This is a genomic window from Salmonella sp. SAL4457 (genome assembly GCF_046548235.1).
Lineage (GTDB): Bacteria > Pseudomonadota > Gammaproteobacteria > Enterobacterales > Enterobacteriaceae > Salmonella > Salmonella enterica.
In genome coordinates, this window is the sequence record NZ_JBGDZO010000652.1 from 1 (window position 1) to 264 (window position 264).

The 264-nt window shown below is 63.6% G+C and carries 1 protein-coding gene; it reads right to left on the bottom strand.

All coding sequences use genetic code 11. From position 1 onward, the window contains the following. A partial coding sequence (locus ACLJNW_RS25810; RefSeq protein ID WP_410961452.1) for a Mur ligase family protein occupies positions 1–264 on the bottom strand: 264 nt, incomplete at both ends.

Here is a 264-nt window from a genome sequence, read left to right on the forward strand (position 1 = left end):
GTTGTGCAGGCCGGGCATGTTCACCGAGACGTCCAGCGGCTCGCGCTCCGGGCGCAACACGGTGAACCAGGTGCGCATGCCTTCCTGGCGGATGTTGATCGCGCGCACGTCGGCGTCTTCGCTGAGGCCGTAGGTCACGGTCGGGCGGGCGATCTGCGGGAGGATCTCACGCACAACCGGATCATCCACGCACATCACCGCCAGTCCGTAGAACGGCAGGTTGTGGAGGAACTCGACGAAGGTCTTCTTCAGCTTGTTGAAGTC